Genomic DNA, 18,862 nt, shown 5'->3' with positions numbered 1-18,862 from the left:
ACACCCGCCACGCGCCCCCCCCCCCGCCGGGCGGCGCGCTCCACTGGGGCGAGCCCCCCCCCCCCCCCCTGCGCCCGGGGCGCGCCATTCGCTGGAGGGCGGATGGTGTCACGCCATCTCCGGCACGCGCAGATGAGCGAAGCCCAGCTCGAACTCCGCGACCTCGAGCACGCTGGCACCGGCCTTCTGCATCGCCGCGGTCCTGATCCGATTCGCCTGTTCGCGGCTGTTGTCCAGCGACTCGCGGTTTGCCCAGACCATCGCACCCACCGCGCGGTCGGTGGCCCGATCGACGAACAGACTGGAACTGCAGAATCCGTCCATCATCTCGGCCTCGGGCAACACGCTCATCTTGAACATGTCGATCAGCCGATCGATCTCGCCCGGACCGGCCTGCACCCACGTGCAGCGAGTGCATGCGCCGTCGCTGGACAGTTGATCACGATGCATGACCGCGATTTCCCATTCCTGGACCAGATCGATCTGGCCGTTGAGCGCCTGAGCGAGACCGGAACGCACTGCCTGGACCCGGCCCCTGCTGTCATGCATCGCAGCCTCGGATTCCCATGCCGACGTCGCGATGCAGCGTCCTGATGCCCTGTCGACCAGCAACGACAGGCCCACCCACCCCTCGAGCTCGGGCATCGTCGACATCGCCTCATCGCGCAGATATGCGATCCCGGAGTCGATCGACGACGACTGGGCCGCAATTGTGGTTGAACGTGCGTACACGGGTTACCTCCTACCCTGTGAGGGCGGCACCCCGGTGGCGCCACCGGACATACTCACCCTCCTCCACGGTGTGCACGAGCACAATGGCTCAGGTCGCGCAACTCGGCATTCCAGACCAGGGCCGGCCGTACTTGCGCACAACGGCCAGGCAGCGAACGATTAGCTGTGCGGCGGCCGCCTTCGCGGGCCGTGCGGTCCTACACCCCTCGGTGGACCACGATGCGCCGGCCCCGCGACGATGCGGAGTGGTCACTCCACACGAGGAGGACTCGATGTTCATCCAAGTCATTCAAGGTAAAGCCGCCGACCCCGACCGATTACGTCGATGCATGGACCGGTGGACCGAAGAACTGCAACCGGGAGCCGTCGGCTATCTCGGAACAACCTGCGGACTGTCCGACGACGGGACATTCATCGCACTGGCGCGGTTCGAATCCGAAGAGGCGGCACGACGCAACAGCGCACGCCCCGAACAAGGCGCCTGGTGGGCCGAGACCGAACAATGCTTCGACGGACCCGTCACATTCATGGACTGCCCCGAGGTGACGCAATGGCTGGGCGGCGGCTCAGACGAAGCCGGCTTCGTGCAGGTCATGGAGGGCCACACCCGCGACGCAGGCCGATTGCACGAACTGCTGACGCAGGCCACCGATCGAGTGCGCGAACTGCGCCCCGAAATCCTCGGCGGCACCTTGGCGACCTTCGGCGGCGACGGGTATGTCGAGGCGGTCTACTTCACCTCCGAAGACGACGCCCGCGCAGCCGAGAAGCTCGAGATCCCCGACGACCTGCGGTCACTGTTCGACGAGGAAAGCAAGCTCATGGGCGAGGTCGAATACTACGACCTCCACCACCCGATGCTGGTCTCACCACCGAGGTAACGCACCGACATCAGCCTCACCCACCCCTCCGACTGCCCACAACGCAGTGCGGATCCCGAGGGTGCGTGCGGCAGTGGCCGTGCGCATCATACGGGACCATATGTCGCACTGATGCCGTCGCGCTACATGCCGGCGCAGTCGATGATCGGGGCGGGATAGTCTGTGGGATTGATGTTTTCGCGCCATGGGGTGTGGATGGTGGCGCCGGGTAGGTGAGCGAGTTCGGGGATCCAGCGGCGGACGTACGCGCCGTCGGGGTCGTAGCGTCCGGCTTGGCGTAGCGGGTTGAGCACGCGGTTGGGGCGAGTGTCGGTGCCGGTGCCCGCGACCCACTGCCAGTTGAGCTGGTTGTTCGCCAGGTCTGCGTCGACCAGCCAGTGCAGGAAGTGGTCTGCGCCGATGCGCCAGTCCACGCCGAGGGATTTGGACAAGAAGCTAGCGGTGATCAGTCGGGCGCGGCCTGGCATCCAGCCCTCTGCGCGCAGCTGACGCATCGCCGCGTCGATAACGGGATAGCCCGTGCGGCCCTCGCGCCATGCGTCGACAGCCTGGGGATCGTCGCGCCACTCGATCCGGCGGGGGCGGTAATCCGAGCGGGCGGTGTCGGGGCGAGCGGCCAGCAGTTGATGGTGGAAGTCGCGCCAAGCCAGTTGCCGGGCGAAGGCATGGCCGTCCGCGGTCGACAGATCGACCCGGTGCACTACCTCCACCGGGGACACGCAGCCGAAGTGCAGATACGGCGACAGCCGCGAGGTGGCGTCGGCGGAGAGGTCGTCATTGCTGCGCTCGTAGCCACCGATCGGGCCGGACAGCCAGTCCCGCATGATCTTTCGGCCCGTAGTCTCGCCGCCGACGGACAGCTGGGGCGATGTCGCCCCGACGCAGATATCGTCGGGCTCCGGCAATGGCAGTCCGGCTACCTCGGGCAGGGACAGTGCGCGCGGTCTGCCGAGCGGCTCGCGTCGGTGAGCCCGCGCCCATCGCCGGAAATACGGGGTGAACACCGCGAAGTGGTCACGTCCTGTCGATGGGACCAACTCTTCCGGATCTGCGGCGGTGATCGAGACGGCATGCGTGCGCAGCAGACAACCGCGCCGCTCGAGCCGCGCCCGCAGCGCATCTTCGCGCCTGCGGCTGTATCCGCTCACATCGGCGGCGATATGCACGCTGTCGGCGTGCACCTCCGCAACCAGTCGATCGACCTCGGTGACGACATCACCGCGCCGCACCACCAAACGTCCTCCGATGGCACGCAATTCGGCATCGAGCTCGCCGAGCGCGGCGGCCAGAAACCGGGCCCGGTTCGGCGCGGAAAAGCGCCCGGACAGGATCTTCTCGTCGATGACGAACAGCGGCACCACCGCGGCACCCTCGCGGTACGCCGCGATCAGCACGGGGTTGTCACGCACCCGCAGGTCGCGGGTGAACAGTGCGATCGTGACGGTCATCGCGTCACCGCGCACAATGGTGCGATATCGGTCCGACCACCTGTTGTCGGCGAGGTCAGATACAGACAGGAATTCTGGCCAACGGCATCGATGGCGGCCCGAACCTGTTGCCACTGAGCGGTATCCAGTACCCGGTCGCGAGCGAGGACGAAGCCGGAGGTTCGGCTCGGATCGGTGACCAGGGCCCACGAGTACGCCACGCCCAACGCGGTGACAATGTAGTTGGTCGGACCTTCCCGTCCATCCTGGGTGGGCACCCCGGGAAAACTGACGTGCAGTTGCGCGCCGGTCGTCCGATCATTGACCGTTGCTGTGCCGGTGATTTCGTTGAGCGAATTCACCCATGTGGTGCACGAGTTGTGCACGGAGATATTGCCCTGCGGGTCGAGCGTGTAAGTGGCCCGCGTATCGCGGGCGCAGGCCAGGTTGAAGAACTGAGGCACAGCGGCCAGTTGATTCCAGGTGCCGAGATACCGGTCGAGGTCGAGATACGGAACCGGCGCGGGGGCCTCGATCGGCGATACCGCCGGGCCTGCGACCGCGGTTCCCGCAGCCATCGTGATGGCGACGAGCGCCGGAGCCACTCCGGCCGTGCGGCAAACGGAATGCCGGTGGGTTCGAATTGGGGTCATGCGAACTCCTCTTATTCGACGGCTTTGACCATACTAGCGCATAACGATGCATAATTGATTCATGCCGTGCTCACGCGGAGGAGGATCTATGACGACGCCGTGGCTGCCGCGTGTGACGGGCGCGGTAACGACGGCATATGGACTCGCGGTGACCGCCCGTCCCGCGTTCTTGCTCGGGTCGTTCGGCTGGAGTCCGGACGACCCGCCACGCGAGCCCTCGCGCGGATGGTGGGGCTGCGCGATGCCGCCTCGGGCCTTGCACTCGTCGCAGCGCCGGGACCAGGCGCGATGCGGCTTGCGATCGCCGTGCGGGCGTGCTCGGACCTGGCCGGCACCGTGGTGCTCGGCACTGCGTGCGCGGGCAGACCCAGCGCGCGAAGGCCATCGCGGTGACGGCAGACTGGGGTCTGCACTGCGCGGCGGCGGCGGCCGCCGTACGGCAATGAACGCCGGGTCGGGCGGCCGCGGGCGGAATCGACGGACGGACTCCCGGCCGTGACCAAGCGCGAGAACAGGACCGGGCAGAATGGTGCGATGTCCGCCGGTACCGTCCCCGCCTCCGACACGGCCGGATACACCGTGCGCGCAGTCGCCGATCGCCTCGGCATCCCGACGGCCACCCTGCGAAGCTGGAATCGGCGCTACAACATCGGCCCGCCGCAGCAGCGGCCGGGAAAGCACCGCCTCTACACCGAGGCCGACATCGAGGTGCTCGGCCGCATGCTCGCCCTGATCAGAGCGGGCGCGACGCCCGCGGGCGCGGCGTCGGTGGTGCGCGGCGCCGCACCGGCGATCGGAGATCGCGCGGCACTGTTGATCGCGGCCTTCGCGCTCGACGCGACGACGGTGTGCGACCGGCTCGCCGCCCACGTCCGCGCCTTCGGGGTGGTGGACACGTGGGATCGGTTGTGCCGCCCGGCTTTTGCCGACATCGTCGAGCGCCAGCGCGGTGGCGAGGGCTGTATCGACGTCGAACACCTGTTGTCGTGGTGCATCACCTCGGTCCTGCACCGCACCAACCCGCCGCCCGTGGGGCCGGCTCCGAGACCGGTCGTGCTGGCCTGCACCAGCGGTGAGACGCATGCGCTGCCGCTCGAGGTCCTGCGCGCGACCCTTGCGGAGCGCGGTATCGGAGCGTGGATGCTCGGCGCCGATGTCCCGACCACCGCGCTGACCGACGCCCTTGCCAGGCACGACCGCTCAACTTGCGTAGTGCTGTGGTCACAGCAGGAATCCACCGCGCTGACCTCAGCGGTGCGCGCATGCGTCGCCGCGGGAGCCGAAGTGTTCGTAGGGGGTCCCGGCTGGGATGCGGTTATCCTGCCCGACTCGGTTATACGGTTCGACAGCCTCACCGATGCCGCCGACCGCCTGAGCTGATTCGTTCGCCCTTCTCGAACCGCATACGACCCGAGCGTGCCGCCTCGCGTCGGCGTCGACACGTCGCGCGGATTTACTGATCCGACGCCACCGCCGCGTACCCGACAGCCACATTGCTCGATCCCGTGATGGTCACACCCGACCGCAAAGACACGGTCTCCGAAATGCCCCGACAAACACTTCTCCGGACCGGCGAGCAGTGCCCGAATTCCGACGCGGGTAGCCAGCTCGCATCAAACGATGCATAATCGAGGCAACACTGCGTGTACGCGTCCACCGCCGCGACGAATGCCGGTTGCGCCGGCAACTCCCGTTGCCGCGTCGAGGTGACCCGATCAACGCGGAATTCAGCCTCGACCAGTGGGCGTCCGGTACCGCCCCGCCGTTGGAAGAAGGAGCACGATGATCGAGCACACCGATCCGATGGACGACCTCCGGCGGGTTGCGGTCATCGGCAGCGGAGTGGCCGGACTGACAGCAGCCTGGGTGCTCTCGCGTTCGGCCGAAGTGACCCTGTACGAGGCGGATGCTCGTTTGGGCGGTCATGCGGACACCCACCGAGTCACCGTGCGCCGCGGCACAGACGTCCACGTCGATACCGGTTTCATCGTGCACAACGACCGCACGTACCCGACTCTGCTGCGCCTGTTCGGCGAATTGGGCATTGCGACGCAGGATTCGGATATGAGCATGTCGGTAAAGTGCGAGGGCTGCGGCCTGGAATACGCGGGCGCTCGTGGACTCGGCGGATTGTTCGCCGACGCCCGGTCGTCGCGCAACGGCCGCTACCTGCGACTGCTGACCGAGGTGCCACGGTTCCATCGGCTCGCACGCGCCGAACTCGACGCCGGACCCGAGTCCGACCGCACGCTGGGGGAATGGGTACGAGCCAGCCGTTTCTCCGCCTACTTCGTCACGCACTTTCTGACTCCATTGGTCGCCTCGGTGTGGTCGTGTGACCCGGTGACAGCCCTGCGCTACCCGGCCCGATACCTCTTCACCTTCCTCGACCACCACGGCATGCTGACAGTGTTCGGCTCCCCTAGTTGGCGCACGGTCACCGGCGGATCCGCCACCTACGTGAACGCCGTCGCTCAGCGACTCGACACGGTGCTGCGCGCGACCCCGGTGCGGGCGGTGCACCGACTCCGCGACGGTGTCGCAGTCCGTGACGAAGCAGATGGACTGCGCGTCTTCGACGCCGCTGTCATCGCCACCCACCCGGATCAGGCGCTCGACATCCTCGCCGAACCCACCGCCGCCGAGCGCGCAATCCTTTCCGCCATTCCCTATTCGGTGAACCACACGGTGCTGCACACCGACGAGTCCGTGCTGCCGAGTGCGCGACGGGCCCGAGCCTGTTGGAACTATCGACTGCCCTCGTGCGCCACACCGGTCGATCGCGTCCTGGTCAGCTACGACCTCACCCGATTGCAGCGACTCGCCGGCACGGATCGAACCTTCCTCGTCACCCTCGGCCAGCACGACCGCATCGACGGGAACCTGATCGTGGACCGAATGATCTACCAACACCCGCAATACACTCCGGCGTCGGTTGCGGCACAGCGCAGACTCGGCGAAATCGGCGATGCCCGACTGGCATTCGCCGGCGCCTATCACGGTTGGGGTTTTCATGAGGACGGCGCGGCATCGGGCCTGCACGCTGCCGAGCGGCTCGGCGCGCGGTGGACGAACAGGCCCGCGACAACGGTGCGAGCATCATGACGGCGAGCATCATCCGCACGCACATCCGTCATGTGCGCGTCACACCGATACGACATGAGTTCCGCTATCGCAGCTACAGCTGGTTGATCGACCTCGACGATATGCCCAGGTTGCCTCGTGGGCTGCGGACTATCGCCGCATTCCGATCCGCCGATCATCTCGGTGATCCGACTCGGTCGCTGCGTGCGAACGTCGAGGACTTCCTCGACAGTGAAGGTATCGATTTACGCGGCGGCCGAATCCTCATGCTCACCAACGCACGGGTATTCGGCTATGTGTTCAATCCACTCACGCTGTTCTGGTGCCGGGACGACACCGGCGCGGACGTCTGTGTCGTCGCCGAGGTGCACAACACCTATGGCGGGCGGCACCGCTACCTCGTCCGCCTCGACGAGCACGCACGGGCGCGCACGCCCAAGGAGTTCTATGTCTCGCCCTTCAACGAAGTGCGCGGCGAGTACCACATGCGACTGCCGGAACCGGATGAGCGGCTGCGGATATCCATCGTGCTCAGCGACGGCGGACCGATCTTCGCCGCCTCGATGACCGGGCGTTGCCGTCCCGCAACCACCCGTACCATTCTGCGCGCGATAGTGGCGGCACCCTGTGCTCCACTTGTGGTTTCGGCGCGCATTCGCTGGCAGGGCATGCGCCTGCGGGCGCGCCGCCTGCCCGTCGTTCCCCAGCCAACCCCCGCACCGACGGAGTCTTCGCGGTGAGCATCGAATCGCATTCCACGTCCGATTGCGCATCCGCGCAACAGCTTCCTTCCTATCCCGACGTCGAGCGCGTGCCCACCGGGATTCGCGCAGGCGTTGCCGCAGCAGTGGCCAACAGACTCTTTCGATACGCCGTGCGCGACCTGCCGATCAGGGTCGAGTACCCCGACGGAACGGTCCTCGGCTGCAATGCGGTGCGGCAGGATCAGCCCCGGCTGATCCTGCATCGACCCGATCACTTCTTCGCGCGCCTTGGCAGCGGCGGGTTGATCGGATTCGGCGAGTCCTACATGGCGGGCGATTGGTCGGCCCCCGATCTCACCGCCGCCATGACGGTGTTCGCGCGACATGTGGACACCCTGGTGCCCGCGCCACTCCAGCGACTACGTGGCCTCTATGTCGCGAAACATCCTGCTGTGCAGCGCAATAGCGAATCGAACACTCGCGGCAATATCGCCAGGCACTACGACCTGTCCAATGACTTCTTCGCACTGTTCCTCGACGAAACGCTGACCTACTCCAGTGCGCTGTTTCCCGCGCTGTCGCCGCTGCCGCGGTGGAGCGACCTTGCCTCGGCTCAGCGCGCGAAGATCGATAGGCTACTCGACCTCGCCGGTGTCGGACCCGGCACTCGTGTCCTCGAAATCGGCACGGGCTGGGGCGAATTGGCGCTGCGTGCGGCGCTGCGCGGCGCGGCAGTGCGCTCGGTGACACTCTCCGCGCAGCAGCGGGCGCGGGCGCTCGACCGGGTCGCGGCAGCCGGCCTGGCTGACCGGGTGACCATTGATCTGCTCGACTACCGGCATGTCGAGGGCAGCTACGACGCGGTGGTGTCCGTGGAGATGATCGAAGCCGTCGGCTACGAATATCTGGATACCTACTTCCGAACCGTCGATCGCCTGCTCGCACCGGGTGGACGAGTGGCGATCCAATCGATCACCATGCCGCACCACCGGATGGCGGCCACCCGCGACACCTACACCTGGGTACAGAAGTACATCTTTCCCGGCGGGTTCCTGCCCTCGACCCGACTGCTGCGCGAAGTGGCTGCCCGAAGTACCGGATTGGTTGTGCGCGAACAACTATCGATGGGCGAGCACTACGCGCACACATTGCGCCTGTGGCAGCAGCGATTCGACTCGCGACCGGACCGGGTCTCAGAACTCGGCTTCGACCCGATGTTCCGCAGGATGTGGCGGTTGTATTTGGCGCATGCCGAGGCGGGGTTTCGCTGCGGCTATCTCGATGTCCAGCAGTTGCTGCTCACCCGCACGGAGCCGGTCGGCTAGGCGGGCACGCGGCCGAGCAGATGTCGCAGTGTCGACTCCAGATCCGGCCGACGGAAGACGTGACCTGCCGCAAGCAGCCGAGCAGGCTCGACTCGTTGACTCGCCGTCGCCAGCTCCCGCGCTCCTTGCGCGCCGAGCAGCAAGCCGGGACCGAACTCCGGCACCGGGAGCAGCGCGGGCCTGCGCAGCACGGCGGCCAGGATCCTGGTGTAGTCGATATTCCGAACCGGCTGTGGTGCAACGGCATTGACCGGACCGGACAGATCGCCCTGCCACAGCGCTCGGTGATAGACGTCCACCAGGTCATCGATCCCGATCCAGGAAAGCCACTGGCTGCCGTCACCGATCCGGCCGCCGAGCCCGGTCGCGAACAGCGGGCGCAACAACCGCAGCGTGCCACCGCGCGGCGACTGCACGATGCCGGTGCGCACCGACACCACCCGGACGCCCGCCGCAGCGGCGGGAACAGTGGCCGCTTCCCAGTCCGCGACGACATCGGCGAGAAAGCCGTCGCCACGAGGAGTGTTCTCGCGCAGCACTTCATCGCCGCCGTCGTAGCCGTAGTAGCCGATCGCGGAGGCGCCGATGAAGGTGGGTACGCCCGCACGGCCTGCGAGCTCGGCGAGCTTGCGGGTCGGCTCGACACGGCTCTCGACGATCGCCCGCTTGTGCTCCTCGGTGAATCGACCCGCAATCGACGCACCGGCCAGATGCACCACCGCATCGACACCGTCGAGCAGATCAGGGGCCGGATCCGCGGGGTCCCAGCGTCTTTCGCTCGTGCCGCGGGGTGCATGGCGGACCAGGGAAATGACGGCGTGCCCGCCGGTGGTCAGGAACGCGGCCAACGCCGAGCCCACCAACCCGGAGGCACCGGTTATCGCGATGATCGACGGCCTGAAGCCCGCCCGCGCCGCCCGGCGATGCGCGGCGAGGTCGTCGGTGACCTGCCGGTACCGGTAGTCGAACATCGATCGCAGTGCGAACGCGGGCACCGGCGACTCCACGCGATCGACGATCCGGGTGTGCTCATCGTCGACGACCTCGAAATCGTGCGTATGCCGCCACCGCAGCAGCAATCCGGCGGGCAGGGACGCGAGGCCGTCTACGGCGATCGTGTCCACGAAACGATGCGGCGGTTCATAGCCCATCGGATCATGCCTCGCGACCCAGCGCAGTCCACCCGGCAGACCGAGCACCGCCTGACCGTCCTGCGTCGAGCCCGCCTCCGCCAGCAGCGACACCGGCTGCCACGGCGGCGCCAGCCGGGCGAACGCCCCTGGTCTGGCGTACCAGGCGAAGACCTCGGCCCGCGGAACGGCGACGACGCTCGAACACTCGATGCCCATCTCACGACTGTAGTCACGATCAGTTCGCTTGCAACGTTTATGCATCGTTCACCGGCAAAATGTCGGATCGCCAGCACAATGGCGACATGACCGATCCATCCGGAGCCCCGAAGCTCGACACTCTGCTCGACCGGACGATCGTTCCCGGATACACCCGCCTCGGCGTTGTCCTGCGCCGCCGCAGCCGGCCCGCCGATCCGGAACCCGGCGCACTGCGCGGCGCCACAGCCATGGTGACCGGCGCGAATTCGGGCATCGGCAAGGCGATCGCCGAGGCACTGGCCGGACTCGACGCATCGGTGATCCTTGTCGTGCGCGATCGGAGACGCGGCGAGCGCGCCCGTCGCGACATCCTCACGACACACCCCGACGCCGATCTGACCGTCACGGAATGCGATATCGCAGACCTGGCCAACGTGACGGAATGCGCCGAAGGCCTCCGCGCGCGACTGCCGAAACTCGACATACTGATCCACAACGCAGGCGTGCTGCCGCCCGAACGCACCGAGACAGCCGACGGGCACGAGCTGACTCTGGCGACCCACGTGCTCGGCCCGCTGTTGCTCACCGACCGACTGGCCGCCCTGCTGAACGCAGCCGGCGACCCGCGGGTGATCTTCATGTCCTCCGGCGGCATGTATACCCAGCCGCTGGCCGTCGACGATCCCGAGTACCGCAAGGGCCGCTACCGCGGCGCGACCGCCTACGCCCGCACCAAACGCATGCAGGTGGCCTTCACCTCGGTCCTCGCTGAATACTATGGCCCCCAAGGTATTTCGTTCTACAGCATGCACCCGGGCTGGGTCGACACACCCGGCGTCGCCACCGCGCTGCCCCGATTCCATCGCCTGATCGGTCCGTTGCTGCGCACTCCGGCCGAAGGCGCGGACACCGCCGTCTGGCTGGCCGCGGCCACACCGACCCCACCGTCCGGCCGGTTCTGGCACGACCGCCGCCCGCGACCCGAGCACTACCTACGCCGCACCCACTACACCAACGGCGAGTTGTGGCGGCTCTGGCTCGACTGCCGGGAGGCGGCCCGCATCGGTATCGGTTGAGCGAGGCCCCGCAGCCTCAGATCACGAACGGAATCAATGCCTTCCGGTCGGCCGGATAGTCGGGGAACTTCTCGCGGTACCACCTCTGGGTCGCGAAGGCGCGCGGCACCAGGTTGCCCGCGGTGATCAAGAAGATCACCACACCGGCCAGCGACCAGGTCAGCAGGGCGAAGCCGGCCCAGGCGAGCAGTTCGCCGAGGTAGGCGGGACTGGTGACGAATCGGAAGCCGAAGCCGTAGGGGATCCGGTATTCCGCCGCGCCGGGGTCGTTCTTGTCGCGCAGGTCGCGCACGATCGCCTCGGAGCGGACCAGCAGGGTGAACCCGCAGAGATAGACCACGACGCCGACGAGAAAGCGCGGATCGGTCAGCCAGCCGGTGTCGTACTGATGCTTGTAGTCGTGACTGAAGAATGCGCCGTTCAGATAACCGTGCAGCGCTGTCACGAACATGCCCATGCCGAGCACAGAGACGTTGAAGCTGCTGCGCTTGCCCGGCACCTGCCGAATGGACAGCGGGAAGAACCAGCCGCGATTTCCGTAGTGCACCAGCCAGATCAGCGCGAGTACCAGCGACGTCGGCTCGAATCGGTTCGGGCCGGTCAGATAGAACACCGCGAACACCACCGTCGCCGGTATTTCCATCAACCACCAGCCGAGCTTCGGGTTGAAATTGAAACCGACCTTCGCAGTAGCGAAGCGGCCGTACGGACTCTGCGCGAACAGCCCACCGACCAGCACGAATGCCGCGAACCCGAAGGCGATCGTCAGCACCGTATCGTAGGCGGTGTTCCCGGTGTACCAGTCCATCGAGATCCTTTGTCGAGCGTTGCGCCGGATACTTCCGCTCACGTCCAGCGCCAAAATTAGAACATGTTCTACCATGGGTTCGAGTCACGACCCGCGACAACGGAGGAACTGTCATGCCGCTGGATCCGACGGCCGCCGATCTGCTCGCCGCCGTAGCCGCCTCGCCGCGCGCCGTCGCCGCCCACGACCGCGCGGCCTGGGTGGGGCTGTTCAGCACCGACGCCGCCGTCAATGATCCGGTCGGCTCGCGGCCGCACATCGGCCGCGCCGCGATCGAGCGCTTCTACGACACCTTCATCGGCCCGAACACCATCACCTTCCGGGTCGAACGCGATCTCGTCGGCGGGCCGACCGTGGTCCGAGACCTACTGATCGAGACCACGATGTCGACCGGCGCCACCGTCGCGGTCCCGATGCACCTGCGCTACGACCTCGCCGAAGAAGACGGCGTCTGGAAAATCGCCCGCCTGGCCGCGCACTGGGAATTGGCCGCGATGATCGCGCAACTGCTGCGCACCGGGTTGCCGGGCTTGGGCGCCGCACTGAAACTCGGCCCGCAGTTGATCGTCAATCAGGGCATCGGCGGCGCCATCGGGATGATGCAAGGACTCCTCGGGGTCGGCCGCGCGGGCAAACGCGTTGCGACCCGGTTCTGCACGGCCGCGGCGGCGACGGACATCAGCCGCGTCCGCGCCCTGCTCGACTACGACTGTGCCATCGAGCTTCCCGCCGGCACGCGGGTCTCGGTGGAGGAATTCACCAATCGGGCACGAAACCTGAAGTGGGACAAGATGATCGCCGCCGGTCGCACCGTCACCGTCAGCATCGAACTCGGCGCGGTGCACGGCGTCGCGTTCATCGACTTCACCTCCGGAACAACGCGAATCAGCGCGATCCGAGTATTCACCGACGCCTGAGCACCCGCCGAATCCGAGCGAGCCCCCGACCGATCGAGTCGAACACTCGCCCGATCGGCTGGTTCAATCGGACCGAGCACCCGACCGATCAGACCGAAGACCTCATCAATCGGACCGTTCGCCGGTTCGATCAGGACGCCCGCTCATCCGTACCGCGCGACTCCCCCGGCGGCTCGAAGCCCGGTCCCGGACGTGCATCGATATCGCGCGGGTCGATCGGCTCATGACAGTGCTCGCACACCAGGACAGGCGCGGCCGGATGCCCGCACGAGCGATGCTCGAGCGTCAGTGGCGGGCCGCCAGGGTCAGCGAGATGCCGATCGCCCCAGGCCATCATCGCCATCATCATCGGATACAGATCACGCCCGCGTGCGGTGAGGCGATAGTCGATCCGGCCACCGCCTTCGTCGGTGCGCTCGAAGATCTCGGCGTCGACCAGCAGACGCAGCCGATTGGTCAGCAGATTGCGGTTGGTGATGCCGATATTGCGGGCGAACTCGCTGAAACGGTGCACCCCGAAGAACGCCTCCCTGATCACGAGGATCGTCCAGCGATCGCCGAGTAGCTCGACGACGCGCTGGATCGAATCGTTCGCGGGGGGCCGAATCTTCACCGGGTCATACTCCCATCCCCTCCTTCTAGTATTGCAATCCTACTATCGGTAGGATATTAATACCACCAAGATGACAGACCCGCGGCGGCTCCCGAGCCGGATTGGTGCACAGCCATGACGATGAGCGAACGAACCGACAGCACCGCCATCTATCGACAGCTGCTCGACCCGGCGGTGCGGCCGAACCCCTACCCGATATACGCCCAGGTACGGGCGGGCGGCCCGTTCCGGATCGGGGCCGCGCCAGTCGTGATCGTGTCGAGCCACGCGGACTGCACGGCAGTGCTGCGCCACCCGCACGCGAGCGTCGACCGCTCGCTGACCCGAGTGCAGCTGGAGACGCTGCCGATGGCGACCTCGGCCACGAAAGATGCTGTCCGCCAGGCCAAGCCGTCGTTCCTGTTCCTCGATCCGCCCGACCACACCCGGCTGCGCCGACTGGTGTCGAAGGCCTTCACACCACGGGTTGTCGCGCAGCTGGAACCACGGATCAGCGCGATCGTGGACGACACCCTCGATCGGGTCGCCGAGACAGGTACCTTCGATGTCGTCGCCGATCTCGCCTATCCGCTGCCGGTCACCGTCATCTGCGAACTGCTCGGCGTGCCACTCGCCGACGAGCCACAACTGCGGCAATGGTCGTCACTGCTGGCCCGCACCCTGGACCCGACCTCCCGCACCGCCGCCGAGCATCAAGCCGACCCCGGTGAATTACAGGCTGCGGGAACGGAACTGAACGCCTACTTCGAGGACCTGACCCGGCGCAGGCGCGGCAATCCAGGCCCGGACCTGCTGTCGGAGTTGATCGCCGCCGAGGACGCGGGCGACACACTCGGCCACGACGAGCTCATCTCCACATGCGCGCTGCTGCTCATCGCAGGCCACGAGACCACGGTCAACCTCATCTCCAACGCGATCCTCGCCCTGTTGCGCCACCCCGAACACCTCGCGGCACTGCGCGCCGATCCGGAGCAGGCCGCCGGTGTCATCGAGGAAACATTGCGGTATGACCCTCCGGTACAAATGATTCCGCGCATCGCGGCCGCGGATATGCGGATCGGCGACATGGACATCGACCGTGGCGACCTGGTCCTGATGCTGATCGCCGCCGCGCAGCGTGATCCCGCGGTATTCACCGACCCCGACCGTTTCGCCCCCACTCGCGACAACCGCCATCTCGCCTTCGGGCTCGGTGCGCACTTCTGCCTCGGCGCTGCGCTGGCCAGGCTCGAAGGACGCGTCGCAGTGACCACGTTCGCGCAGCGGGTCCGATCCCCCCGCTGCGCCATCGATCCGCCGCCGTACCGCGCACACGTCAACCTGCGCGGTCCGGCGGCGATACCGCTCGATTTCGCCGAGATCACGCCACGGCAGTAGGGTCGGCGACCCTGACGGCCTCGGGCCGCACCGCGAGGGGTTCCGGCTCGGAGTCGGTCGCCTTTTCGGTCCATCCCGGCGGGCCGAACACATAACCGATTCGGCCCCTCCAGGTTTCGGCATTGCGAACGTCGCCGATCAATCCCGCCAGCTCGTGGAAATTGACCCGCAGCGGGTTGTGCGTGGCGATGTTCTTCGTCAGGCCGTAACGGATCGGTTCGGATTCGGCGGCGAAGCTGCCGAACATCCGGTCCCAAATAATGAAGATGCCGCCATAGTTCTTATCGATATAAGGCTGGTTCGAGCCGTGGTGGATGCGGTGATGCGCGGGCGTATTGAACAGGAACTCGATCGGCCGCCCCAGCGTGCCGACCCGCTGGGTGTGGATCGGGAACTGGTAGAGCAATCCGATGGTCTGCAGCAGGAAGATCATCCACGGCGGCAGACCGATCAAGGCCGCGGGCACCCACGCCAGTCCGCGCACCATGGTGGCCACCGGATGCAGCCATGGCAGCCGGAGCGCGGTGGAGAGATTGAAGTACTCGCTGGAGTGGTGAACGCTGTGCGCGGTCCACAGCAGCCGCACCCGATGGTCGGCGCGATGCGCCCAGTAGTAGCAGAAATCGGTGACCACCAGCCCGAGCGCCCACACCCACCAGCTCTTCGGCGACAGGTGCAGCGGAGTCACCGCGGCGGCGACCAGCACCGCGGAGAACGGCAGCAGGTAGTGCATGAACGGCTTGACGAGCCTGCCGAGGGTGAAAGTCGCCAAGTTGGCAGCGGTGTCCCGCCCTGCGCTGGTGTTGTCGGATCGGTCGGGATCGCGGCGATACGAGATCCACTCGACCACCATCAGCAGCACGAATGCCGGTAACGCATAGCCCAACAAGTCCACACGGCCCATGAGATCTCCTTCACTTTCCCGCCGGTCACGGCCACGCTACGGGCCGCGGCCATGACAGACATCGCGCCGCCGAGGGACGCACCGTCCCCCGCGCGGGGGACGCGCGGCGTACCGTCCGAGGGCAGAGTTGACCCACAGCAGCTCCGGTGCGGTGCGCCGGCGGCTGGGTAGGATCGCCCGCGAACGACTCGGCCGGTATCGGTGAGTTCGCTGGATCGGGCCGGCCGGTACTGCCGGATGATGTGGGAGGTGGCGGCCGGTGGACGTCAGCAGATCGTTGGCCCGCCAGTCACTGGTGGTCGCGGTGGTCGCCGCGGTGATCGACACCGTGGTCCTAGCCCTGTGCGGTGTCTTCGCCGTTGCGCCGTGGCAGGCGACCGCAGTGGCGGTCGGTGTCGCAGCCGCCGATCTCGCGCTGGCCGCGCCGCCGCGTACCGCGGGCATCGTCGCGGTCAGCCAGGTTGCCCTACGGCTGCTGGAGGCGCTGCTGCTGCATCGGCACGGCTTCGCGGCACGATTCGCCGATGTCGGATTCCTGGTCGCCGGCTATCGCGCGGGCGCGTGGATGGCGGGCCCGACATCCGTTTCGACAGTCCTCACGCTGTGCTCCGGTTTCGCGGGCGCGCACCTGCTTGTCGGCAGCACCGCCTCACACGACTGGCGGCTGCTACTCGCGACGACGGTGTCGGTGGGTGTGGTGCCGTGGTTGGTCGGCCGATACACCGCGGCACGCGGCGCGTATATCGCGGAGCTCGAGCAGCAAGCGCAGCTGCGCAAGCAGGAACAGCAGGTCGCGCTCGAGCGCGCGGTCGCCGATGAACGCGCCGCCATCGCGCGCGATCTGCATGACGTGATTTCCCACCATGTCAGTGCCATCGGCATCCACGCGGGCGCCGCGCGAATCGCCCTCGCCGACTCCGGAAATGGTCCGGCCACGCAGTCGTTGACGGCGGTAGAAACAAGTAGCAGAGCCGCGATGGTCGACCTGCGCAGGCAACTGGATCTGCTGCACGGCCGCGATGACGACGGCCAGCGCCAACCCGGGCTTGCCGATATCGACGGCCTGATCGAGCACGTGCGGTCGGCCGGGATGACGGTCGAAGTCACCGTGCGCGGATCCGCCGTGCCACTGCCGGATTCGCTGAACATCACCCTCTATCGCATCGTGCAGGAAATGCTGACCAACGCACTACGCCACGGCGATGGCGAGAACGCGTGGCTTGATGTGGAATACCGGCCGAACCTGATCATGATCGAAACGACGAATCCGATCATGGCGGGCACGGCGATCGACAACGCCTCGGTGCCGCGCGGCATCGGCGGCATCCGACGACGCGCCGAACTCTTCGGCGGTGAGCTCCGCTACGGTCCGCAGTCGAATAGAACTCGTTGGTACAGTGCGGTTTCGGTCCCGATCGGAGGATCGTGAACGCACCGATTCGAGTGTTGATCGCCGACGACCACAGCATGTTCCGCTCCGGCCTGCGCGCCGTCGTCGACAGCCAGGCGGATCTCGACTGTGTCGCCGAGGTGAGCGAGGGTCGGGCCGCGATCGCCGAAATATCCAGGCTGCGACCGGATGTCGCGATCCTCGATGTGCGAATGCCGAAGCTGGACGGGCTCGCCGCCACCGAGGTCATCGTCGCCGCGGGCGGCACCCGTGTCCTCGTGCTCACCACCTATGACAGCGATGCCAACCTCTACCGCGCCCTGAGAGCAGGCGCGAGCGGCTTTCTGCTGAAAAGCCTTCCGCCGGAAGAACTCGTCGCCGCGATCCGGATCGCGGCTCGCGGCGACGCTCTGATCGATCCGTCGATGACCCGCCGCTTGGCGACGCGGTTCGCGGGCAGCCTCGCGCCGCCGCGCACTCCGCCGCAGGTGCAGCAGCTCACCGCACGGGAGCACGAAGTGCTGCTACTGCTCGCCGACGCGCGCAGCAATGCCGAGATCGCCTCGTTGCTCGGCGTCGGCGAGGAGACCGTGAAGACCCATGTCTCCCGCATTCTCGCCAAACTCGGTGTCCGCGACCGGATTCACGCGGTCGTGTTCGCCCACAAGCACGGGCTGGTGCCCGCCGGACCGCCGCAGTTCTGATCGATCTGGGCTCCCCACACGGCGCGGGTGCCGGAGTCGCCTACTCGATACGCCTGCGTGCAGGCCGCGATGCCACAGCCGACCGCCAGCACCGCGAGGAGAGCGGTGAGTGCCCGGGTCGGCGGCTTGTCGCGTTCCTCGCGCAGATGGACGACGAGGAGCAGCGCCGCGACCAGCAGCAGCGGGACGACGAAGTAGATCATCGTCCGGCCGAGGTCGGCGTGGGTTTCGATCGCGGGTGGCGAACCGAGCCGATCCCGCAGTGACGCACCGGCGTCGGTGGTGAGCGGAGTCAGCGCGACCGTCACCGCCGCGAGGGCGGTGACCAGCCAGATCAATCGGCGGCGTGCCGCGGGCCACAGCCCGGACAGCATCAACAATGCCGAGGTCAACGGCACGAACACCACGATCACATGAACCAACAGCACGTGGGCGGGCAATCCGTTGATCGTCGACATGAGGGCATCTCCTCGGTTCTCGACCGCCGCGGCGGTATCGGCCCAAGTATCTCTCTCACCTCACGTTTTCCGGCGGTGCCCGGTTCATCGACGTGTCCGGGGCGACGGTCCGCCGGGCGCCGCATGAACCGCCTGGCGTGCGCGCCGGGTGTCCACAGCCTCGGCCGAGGGTCATGCGGCACCACTCGCGATCGTCAGAGGAACAGACGGAACCTCGGGTAGCCGCTTACTCGCGCAACCAGCAGTCGCCGCGTCACGCTGACCACAGCGGAAGGGAGACCAACGATGCGATTCTCGACCGCAGCGGTGCGCAGCTACGTCGCGGGCGGATGTGCTGGGGCCTGCTGAAGACCGATGAACTGGCCGAGCCGGACGAGATCTCCGACGTCGTGGTCTGGCCGGCGGGCGGACCCTTCCCGGGTGCGCGAGTTCCGGTCGACAAGGGCCACCTCGCTGGTGAAGACCAGGGCCGGTTCGG

Annotated in this window: 18 protein-coding genes; 10 read left to right on the top strand and 8 right to left on the bottom strand. The window is 67.0% G+C overall.

Going from position 1 to position 18,862, the window contains the following annotated elements; translation table 11 throughout:
* Positions 1 to 108: 108 nt before the first annotated feature.
* Positions 109 to 732: a hypothetical protein gene (locus tag ACFU4Z_RS09545; protein WP_379061000.1), complete on the bottom strand. Its 624-nt coding sequence runs from the start codon at positions 730 to 732 to the stop codon at positions 109 to 111.
* A 272-nt stretch (positions 733 to 1,004) separates the two neighbouring features.
* Between ACFU4Z_RS09545 and ACFU4Z_RS09540 the strand changes: the two genes are divergently transcribed.
* Positions 1,005 to 1,613, top strand: coding sequence for a hypothetical protein (locus ACFU4Z_RS09540; protein ID WP_379060999.1), 609 nt, complete (start codon positions 1,005 to 1,007; stop codon positions 1,611 to 1,613).
* 122 nt (positions 1,614 to 1,735) lie between these two features.
* Here the strand turns inward: ACFU4Z_RS09540 and ACFU4Z_RS09535 are convergent, their stop codons facing one another.
* Positions 1,736 to 3,061, bottom strand: coding sequence for a cryptochrome/photolyase family protein (locus ACFU4Z_RS09535; RefSeq protein ID WP_379060998.1), 1,326 nt, complete (start codon positions 3,059 to 3,061; stop codon positions 1,736 to 1,738).
* Positions 3,058 to 3,693: a lipocalin family protein gene (locus tag ACFU4Z_RS09530; protein WP_379060997.1), complete on the bottom strand. Its 636-nt coding sequence runs from the start codon at positions 3,691 to 3,693 to the stop codon at positions 3,058 to 3,060. The genes ACFU4Z_RS09535 and ACFU4Z_RS09530 overlap by 4 nt, the downstream gene beginning before the upstream one ends.
* A gap of 534 nt (positions 3,694 to 4,227) precedes the next feature.
* On the opposite strand from ACFU4Z_RS09530, the gene ACFU4Z_RS09525 reads away from it, so the two are divergent.
* From ACFU4Z_RS09525 to ACFU4Z_RS09510, 4 genes are all read left to right on the top strand, one after another.
* On the top strand, positions 4,228 to 5,073 hold the full coding sequence (locus tag ACFU4Z_RS09525) for a MerR family transcriptional regulator (RefSeq protein ID WP_379060996.1): 846 nt from the start codon (positions 4,228 to 4,230) through the stop codon (positions 5,071 to 5,073).
* Positions 5,074 to 5,475: 402 nt separating this feature from the next.
* Positions 5,476 to 6,798, top strand: a complete 1,323-nt coding sequence (locus ACFU4Z_RS09520; protein ID WP_379060995.1) for an NAD(P)/FAD-dependent oxidoreductase — start codon at positions 5,476 to 5,478, stop codon at positions 6,796 to 6,798.
* The gene (locus ACFU4Z_RS09515; RefSeq protein WP_379060994.1) at positions 6,795 to 7,517 is read left to right on the top strand and encodes a DUF1365 domain-containing protein; all 723 of its coding nucleotides are present in this window, start codon (positions 6,795 to 6,797) and stop codon (positions 7,515 to 7,517) included. The genes ACFU4Z_RS09520 and ACFU4Z_RS09515 overlap by 4 nt, the downstream gene beginning before the upstream one ends.
* Positions 7,514 to 8,806 (top strand): class I SAM-dependent methyltransferase, encoded by a 1,293-nt coding sequence (locus ACFU4Z_RS09510; protein ID WP_379060993.1) that lies wholly within the window; start codon positions 7,514 to 7,516, stop codon positions 8,804 to 8,806. The genes ACFU4Z_RS09515 and ACFU4Z_RS09510 overlap by 4 nt, the downstream gene beginning before the upstream one ends.
* On the opposite strand, the gene ACFU4Z_RS09505 is transcribed toward ACFU4Z_RS09510, so the two are convergent.
* A complete protein-coding gene (locus tag ACFU4Z_RS09505; RefSeq protein ID WP_379060991.1) occupies positions 8,803 to 10,155 on the bottom strand; it encodes a TIGR01777 family oxidoreductase in 1,353 nt (450 codons plus the stop codon). The two genes, ACFU4Z_RS09510 and ACFU4Z_RS09505, sit on opposite strands and share 4 nt — an antisense overlap.
* A gap of 86 nt (positions 10,156 to 10,241) precedes the next feature.
* Here ACFU4Z_RS09505 and ACFU4Z_RS09500 point away from each other — a divergent pair, with 86 nt between their 5' ends.
* On the top strand, positions 10,242 to 11,213 hold the full coding sequence (locus ACFU4Z_RS09500; protein WP_379060990.1) for an SDR family NAD(P)-dependent oxidoreductase: 972 nt from the start codon (positions 10,242 to 10,244) through the stop codon (positions 11,211 to 11,213).
* 16 nt (positions 11,214 to 11,229) lie between these two features.
* Here ACFU4Z_RS09500 and ACFU4Z_RS09495 read toward each other — a convergent pair whose 3' ends face one another.
* Positions 11,230 to 12,021 (bottom strand): 3-oxo-5-alpha-steroid 4-dehydrogenase, encoded by a 792-nt coding sequence (locus tag ACFU4Z_RS09495; protein WP_379061656.1) that lies wholly within the window; start codon positions 12,019 to 12,021, stop codon positions 11,230 to 11,232.
* A 113-nt stretch (positions 12,022 to 12,134) separates the two neighbouring features.
* Between ACFU4Z_RS09495 and ACFU4Z_RS09490 the strand changes: the two genes are divergently transcribed.
* Positions 12,135 to 12,938 carry a nuclear transport factor 2 family protein gene (locus tag ACFU4Z_RS09490; RefSeq protein WP_379060989.1) on the top strand — a complete coding sequence of 268 codons (804 nt, stop codon included), beginning with the start codon at positions 12,135 to 12,137 and terminating at the stop codon, positions 12,936 to 12,938.
* A 130-nt stretch (positions 12,939 to 13,068) separates the two neighbouring features.
* On the opposite strand, the gene ACFU4Z_RS09485 is transcribed toward ACFU4Z_RS09490, so the two are convergent.
* Positions 13,069 to 13,551, bottom strand: coding sequence for a winged helix-turn-helix transcriptional regulator (locus ACFU4Z_RS09485; protein ID WP_379060988.1), 483 nt, complete (start codon positions 13,549 to 13,551; stop codon positions 13,069 to 13,071).
* 120 nt (positions 13,552 to 13,671) lie between these two features.
* On the opposite strand from ACFU4Z_RS09485, the gene ACFU4Z_RS09480 reads away from it, so the two are divergent.
* The gene (locus ACFU4Z_RS09480; protein ID WP_379060987.1) at positions 13,672 to 14,928 is read left to right on the top strand and encodes a cytochrome P450; all 1,257 of its coding nucleotides are present in this window, start codon (positions 13,672 to 13,674) and stop codon (positions 14,926 to 14,928) included.
* Here the strand turns inward: ACFU4Z_RS09480 and ACFU4Z_RS09475 are convergent.
* Positions 14,912 to 15,832: a sterol desaturase family protein gene (locus tag ACFU4Z_RS09475; protein ID WP_379060986.1), complete on the bottom strand. Its 921-nt coding sequence runs from the start codon at positions 15,830 to 15,832 to the stop codon at positions 14,912 to 14,914. The genes ACFU4Z_RS09480 and ACFU4Z_RS09475 overlap by 17 nt on opposite strands.
* 259 nt (positions 15,833 to 16,091) lie before the next feature.
* On the opposite strand from ACFU4Z_RS09475, the gene ACFU4Z_RS09470 reads away from it, so the two are divergent.
* Together ACFU4Z_RS09470 and ACFU4Z_RS09465 are read left to right on the top strand one after the other, a co-directional pair.
* Positions 16,092 to 17,261, top strand: coding sequence for a sensor histidine kinase (locus ACFU4Z_RS09470; RefSeq protein WP_379060985.1), 1,170 nt, complete (start codon positions 16,092 to 16,094; stop codon positions 17,259 to 17,261).
* On the top strand, positions 17,258 to 17,926 hold the full coding sequence (locus ACFU4Z_RS09465) for a response regulator (protein WP_379060984.1): 669 nt from the start codon (positions 17,258 to 17,260) through the stop codon (positions 17,924 to 17,926). The genes ACFU4Z_RS09470 and ACFU4Z_RS09465 overlap by 4 nt, the downstream gene beginning before the upstream one ends.
* On the opposite strand, the gene ACFU4Z_RS09460 is transcribed toward ACFU4Z_RS09465, so the two are convergent.
* On the bottom strand, positions 17,866 to 18,384 hold the full coding sequence (locus ACFU4Z_RS09460) for a DUF2231 domain-containing protein (protein ID WP_379060983.1): 519 nt from the start codon (positions 18,382 to 18,384) through the stop codon (positions 17,866 to 17,868). The genes ACFU4Z_RS09465 and ACFU4Z_RS09460 overlap by 61 nt on opposite strands.
* Positions 18,385 to 18,862 lie beyond the last annotated feature (478 nt).

Source organism: Nocardia sp. NPDC057440 (genome assembly GCF_042802915.1).
Taxonomy (GTDB): domain Bacteria; phylum Actinomycetota; class Actinomycetes; order Mycobacteriales; family Mycobacteriaceae; genus Nocardia.
This window is presented reverse-complemented; position numbering and strand designations above follow the sequence as displayed.

Bases quoted from the DNA above. Each gene is read 5' to 3' on its own strand.
- ACFU4Z_RS09540 (WP_379060999.1), top strand. From the start codon at position 1,005: ATGTTCATCCAAGTCATTCAAGGTAAAGCCGCCGACCCCGACCGATTA.
- ACFU4Z_RS09535 (WP_379060998.1), bottom strand. From the start codon at position 3,061: ATGACCGTCACGATCGCACTGTTCACCCGCGACCTGCGGGTGCGTGAC.
- ACFU4Z_RS09530 (WP_379060997.1), bottom strand. From the start codon at position 3,693: ATGACCCCAATTCGAACCCACCGGCATTCCGTTTGCCGCACGGCCGGA.
- ACFU4Z_RS09525 (WP_379060996.1), top strand. From the start codon at position 4,228: ATGTCCGCCGGTACCGTCCCCGCCTCCGACACGGCCGGATACACCGTG.
- ACFU4Z_RS09520 (WP_379060995.1), top strand. From the start codon at position 5,476: ATGATCGAGCACACCGATCCGATGGACGACCTCCGGCGGGTTGCGGTC.
- ACFU4Z_RS09515 (WP_379060994.1), top strand. From the start codon at position 6,795: ATGACGGCGAGCATCATCCGCACGCACATCCGTCATGTGCGCGTCACA.
- ACFU4Z_RS09505 (WP_379060991.1), bottom strand. From the start codon at position 10,155: ATGGGCATCGAGTGTTCGAGCGTCGTCGCCGTTCCGCGGGCCGAGGTC.
- ACFU4Z_RS09500 (WP_379060990.1), top strand. From the start codon at position 10,242: ATGACCGATCCATCCGGAGCCCCGAAGCTCGACACTCTGCTCGACCGG.
- ACFU4Z_RS09495 (WP_379061656.1), bottom strand. From the start codon at position 12,021: ATGGACTGGTACACCGGGAACACCGCCTACGATACGGTGCTGACGATC.
- ACFU4Z_RS09490 (WP_379060989.1), top strand. From the start codon at position 12,135: ATGCCGCTGGATCCGACGGCCGCCGATCTGCTCGCCGCCGTAGCCGCC.
- ACFU4Z_RS09480 (WP_379060987.1), top strand. From the start codon at position 13,672: ATGAGCGAACGAACCGACAGCACCGCCATCTATCGACAGCTGCTCGAC.
- ACFU4Z_RS09475 (WP_379060986.1), bottom strand. From the start codon at position 15,832: ATGGGCCGTGTGGACTTGTTGGGCTATGCGTTACCGGCATTCGTGCTG.
- ACFU4Z_RS09460 (WP_379060983.1), bottom strand. From the start codon at position 18,384: ATGTCGACGATCAACGGATTGCCCGCCCACGTGCTGTTGGTTCATGTG.